This is a genomic window from Nocardia farcinica (assembly GCF_029867845.1).
GTDB classification, from domain to species: domain Bacteria; phylum Actinomycetota; class Actinomycetes; order Mycobacteriales; family Mycobacteriaceae; genus Nocardia; species Nocardia farcinica_A.
The window spans coordinates 1-3,596 of the sequence record NZ_JARWRU010001186.1 but is presented as its reverse complement, the minus strand read 5'-3'; the positions used below and the strand labels follow the sequence as shown (position 1 = coordinate 3,596).

Below are 3,596 nucleotides of genomic sequence, written 5' to 3'. Positions count from 1 at the left end.
GCCAACGTGCGCGTGTCGGTGAGGTCGTTGACGGCCACCACCTCGACATCCGCCTCGTTCGCCAGCGCCGCGCGCAGATAACTGCGCCCGATCCGCCCGAACCCGTTGATCCCGATCCGCACCGTCATTCCTTCGTTCCCTCTTCTCGATCTCCGGCGGCCGCACGCCGCCCGGCCTGCCCCGCGGCGGCCCGCAACAGATCCAGCGCTCCGTCCCGCGCGGCCTCGAACGGCCCCGGGTCCTCCTGCGCGATGGCGAGCACGTACCCGCCCTGGAGCACCGCCATCAACGTGTGCGCCACCTGCTCGGGATCGAGATCGTCACGCAGTTCCCCCGCCGCGATCGCCTCCCGCAGCACCGCTACCCACTTGACGTGCACCTGTGAGAACGCCCGCGCCACCGGAGCCAGCAGCACCGGGTCCTGACGCACCTGCGAGTCCTGCGTCATCCGCCCCACCTTGCACCCCTTGAGCGCATCCCGAGGCCGCATCAGATACGCCTCGATCCGGGCCATCGGACTCCCCTCCGCCGAGTCCAGCTCGGTCGCGGCGGGCAGCAGATCTTCCACATTCCGCTCCAGCGCCGCCAGCGCAAGATCCCGCTTCGTCGGGAAGTGGTGGTACATGCTCCCCTGCCCCACCCCGGACAGTTCCCGCACGTCACGAGGGCTGGTGTCGGCATACCCCCGCTCCCACATCAACTCGCTCATCGACTCGACGAGCCGCTCCCGTGAACCCATGCCCGCCACACTAGACATACCAGTAGGTACAGAGCAAGCCGCAGGGCCGATTCGGCACCCCCATGGAAGCAGAATGAACGACAGAAATCAGCCGGATGTCAACAGATGCGTTCGACCATTCAGATGTGCCATCGGCACGTGCCGATGTGTAGAGTCCTTGTCTCGGCGCTCTCCAGGACCGTCTGCCGCCCCATCACCACAGCGCCGCTGAAGGCGGCATCATCACCCCCGCCCAGGAGCGCTCGTAGTACTACATTGATGTAGTTTACTGGGACGTAGTGGACAGAAACTTCATGCCGCTGCGACAGCGACCTGATGAAGTTAGCCCAGAGGCTGCTATCGCGTGTGGCAGGCGTGTGGTCGTAAGGAGGCGGCATGAGCAAGAAGGCAGTTGTGCTGTTGAGCGGGGGGCTCGACTCGTCGACAGTCCTGGCGATCGCGCGTGACAAGGGTTACGAGCCGTATGCTTTGAGCTTTCGCTACGGACAGCGGCATACGGTGGAACTGGAGGCGGCAGGACGGGTTGCCGCAGCACTCGGAGCTGCGGCGCACGTGGTTGCCGATATCGACCTGCGTGTCTTCGGTGGGTCTGCGCTGACCGCCGACATCGATGTTCCACACCACGACCGTGCCGAGGAAATCGTCACCACTGAGATCCCGATCACCTACGTGCCGGCTCGCAACACGATCTTTCTGTCGTTCGCTCTGGCGTGGGCAGAGACCTTGGGAGCCAGTGATGTGTTCATCGGCGTGAACGCGCTCGACTACAGCGGCTACCCCGACTGCCGCCCTGAGTACATCGAGGCATACGAGCGCATGGCCAATCTTGCTACCAAGGCAGGTGTGGAAGGCACTCAGAGACTGAAGATCCACACCCCGCTGATCTCGTTGACCAAGGCAGAGACGATCGAGCGTGGCCTGGCTCTGGGTGTGGACTACAGCCTTACCCATAGTTGCTACGACCCCCGTCCAGACAACGCGGCCTGTGGCACATGCGACTCGTGTCTGCTCCGTATCCGCGGCTTCCAGGAACTCGGCATGTCCGACCCGGCACCGTACAGTCTGACCGGAGCAGACTGATGAGCTATCAGATCAAGGAACTTTTCTACACGCTACAGGGCGAGGGCGGGAATGCCGGGCGCCCAGCTGTGTTCTGCCGCTTTGCCGCTTGCAATCTCTGGAACGGACGCGAGTCCGGCCGGGCCAAAGCGATCTGTCAGTTCTGCGACACCGATTTCGTCGGTACCGACGGGCCTGGCGGTGGCACCTTTGCAACAGCACCAGAACTGGCCGCGGCTGTAGTTGCAGCATGGGAGGGCCGGGCCCACCCTCGCTCACGACCGCTGGTCGTGTGCACGGGCGGGGAGCCGCTGCTGCAACTCGACCAGCCTTTGGTGGATGAGTTGCATAACGCGGGCTTCGAAATTGCGGTTGAGACGAACGGCACCAAACCCGCCCCGGAGGGACTCGACTGGATCTGTGTCAGCCCGAAAGCCGGAGCCGGGCTCGTGCTGACATCTGGAGACGAACTCAAGCTGGTCTACCCGCAAGACGGTGCGACTCCGGAGTTGTTCGAATCCCTCGATTTCCGTTCCCTGCTGCTGCAACCGATGGACGGGCCGTCACTTCAAGAGAACACGAAGGCGGCCATCGAGTACTGCCTTCAGCACCCGCAGTGGAGGTTGAGCATCCAGACCCACAAGTACATAGGAGTCAAGTGATGGAGATCTACCGCGAATTCACCTTCGAAGCGGCTCACCGCCTACCGAATGTACCCGAGGGGCACAAGTGCGCGCGACTGCACGGCCATTCGTATCGAGTGGTTGTCCATGTCGCAGGTGAGGTCGATCCGACGACCGGATGGGTGATGGACTTCGCCGAGATCAAGCAGGCGTTCGCACCACTGTCCGAGGAACTGGACCATCACTACCTCAACGAAGTTGCTGGCCTCGAGAATCCGACCAGCGAAGTGCTCGCACGATGGATATGGGCACGCCTGGAATACCGTCTGCCGCTTTCGCAGGTCGTCGTCAAAGAGACCTGCACCTCGGGATGCGTGTACCGCGGGGAGGATGAAGCAGATGCTGGCTGACGTCCAAGCGGAACCCGATACGCGGGGCGTCCCTCTCGCCGAGGTCGGGATCGGAGAACTGCGTTATCCCCTGCTCATCGCGGATGGGCAAGGTGGCAAGAGGGAGACCGCAGCGACCGTCACGATGTCTGTCAGCCTCTCCGCGGAACGTAAAGGCGCACATCTCAGCCGGTTCCTCGACGTCCTGAACGAGTGGCGCGACCAACTCGATGCGGGCAACACCCTCGCCATGGTCGACGAACTCAGGCGCCGCATGGGCAGTGATTCGGCTCGGGTCAGATTTTCCTTTCCCTACTTCCTCGAGCGACGGGCACCCGTTTCCGGAATCCCGTCTTTCGTCGACTTCGGATGTGAGCTCGAAGCGGCAGTCTCCGAGAGCGGGTTCGAGTTGACACAGCAGGTCCATGTGCCGGTGACGAGCGTGTGTCCGTGCAGCAAATCCATCAGTGACCGGGGCGCCCACAACCAACGCGGACATGTGACGATCGGAGCGCGCCCCCTCGATCTGCGTGGGAATCTGTGGTTCGACGATCTGATCGCCATTGCGGAATCCGCCGGTTCCTCGCCCGTGTATTCGCTTCTCAAACGGTCCGACGAACGGTACGTGACCATGGCCGCATACGACGCCCCGGTCTTCGTCGAGGACATGGCGCGCCATGTCGCACTCGCAGTGGCGGCAGATCCTCGTGTAGCCGAGTACCGCGTCCGTGTCGTGAACGACGAGAGCATTCACAACCATGCTGCCTATACGGACATCCCTTGGAC

The 3,596-nt window shown here is 62.9% G+C and carries 6 protein-coding genes; 4 read left to right on the top strand and 2 right to left on the bottom strand.

The annotated features are described in order from the left end of the window. Together QH283_RS26410 and QH283_RS26405 are read right to left on the bottom strand one after the other, a co-directional pair. The coding region (locus QH283_RS26410) for a glyceraldehyde 3-phosphate dehydrogenase N-terminal domain-containing protein (protein WP_280505641.1) at positions 1 to 128 on the bottom strand (128 nt) is incomplete at its 3' end. Further along, the gene (locus QH283_RS26405) at positions 125 to 739 is read right to left on the bottom strand and encodes a TetR/AcrR family transcriptional regulator (RefSeq protein WP_280505640.1); all 615 of its coding nucleotides are present in this window, start codon (positions 737 to 739) and stop codon (positions 125 to 127) included. The genes QH283_RS26405 and QH283_RS26410, both read right to left, overlap by 4 nt. A gap of 375 nt (positions 740 to 1,114) precedes the next feature. On the opposite strand from QH283_RS26405, the gene queC reads away from it, so the two are divergent. From queC to folE2, 4 genes are all read left to right on the top strand, one after another. Next, a complete protein-coding gene (queC, locus tag QH283_RS26400; protein ID WP_280505639.1) occupies positions 1,115 to 1,819 on the top strand; it encodes a 7-cyano-7-deazaguanine synthase QueC in 705 nt (234 codons plus the stop codon). Beyond that, positions 1,819 to 2,460, top strand: coding sequence for a 7-carboxy-7-deazaguanine synthase (gene queE, locus QH283_RS26395; RefSeq protein WP_280505638.1), 642 nt, complete (start codon positions 1,819 to 1,821; stop codon positions 2,458 to 2,460). Before queC ends, queE begins: the two co-directional genes overlap by 1 nt. After that, entirely contained in the window at positions 2,460 to 2,831 is a 372-nt protein-coding gene (gene queD / locus QH283_RS26390; protein ID WP_280505637.1) for a 6-carboxytetrahydropterin synthase QueD, read from the top strand. The genes queE and queD overlap by 1 nt, the downstream gene beginning before the upstream one ends. After that, a partial coding sequence (gene folE2 / locus QH283_RS26385; RefSeq protein WP_280505636.1) for a GTP cyclohydrolase FolE2 occupies positions 2,812 to 3,596 on the top strand: 785 nt, incomplete at its 3' end. The genes queD and folE2, both read left to right, overlap by 20 nt.

What these genes read in the sequence shown, in the direction of transcription:
- QH283_RS26405 (WP_280505640.1), bottom strand. Translation starts at nt 739, where the DNA reads ATGGGTTCACGGGAGCGGCTCGTCGAGTCGATGAGCGAGTTGATGTGG.
- queC (WP_280505639.1), top strand. Translation starts at nt 1,115, where the DNA reads ATGAGCAAGAAGGCAGTTGTGCTGTTGAGCGGGGGGCTCGACTCGTCG.
- queE (WP_280505638.1), top strand. Translation starts at nt 1,819, where the DNA reads ATGAGCTATCAGATCAAGGAACTTTTCTACACGCTACAGGGCGAGGGC.
- queD (WP_280505637.1), top strand. Translation starts at nt 2,460, where the DNA reads ATGGAGATCTACCGCGAATTCACCTTCGAAGCGGCTCACCGCCTACCG.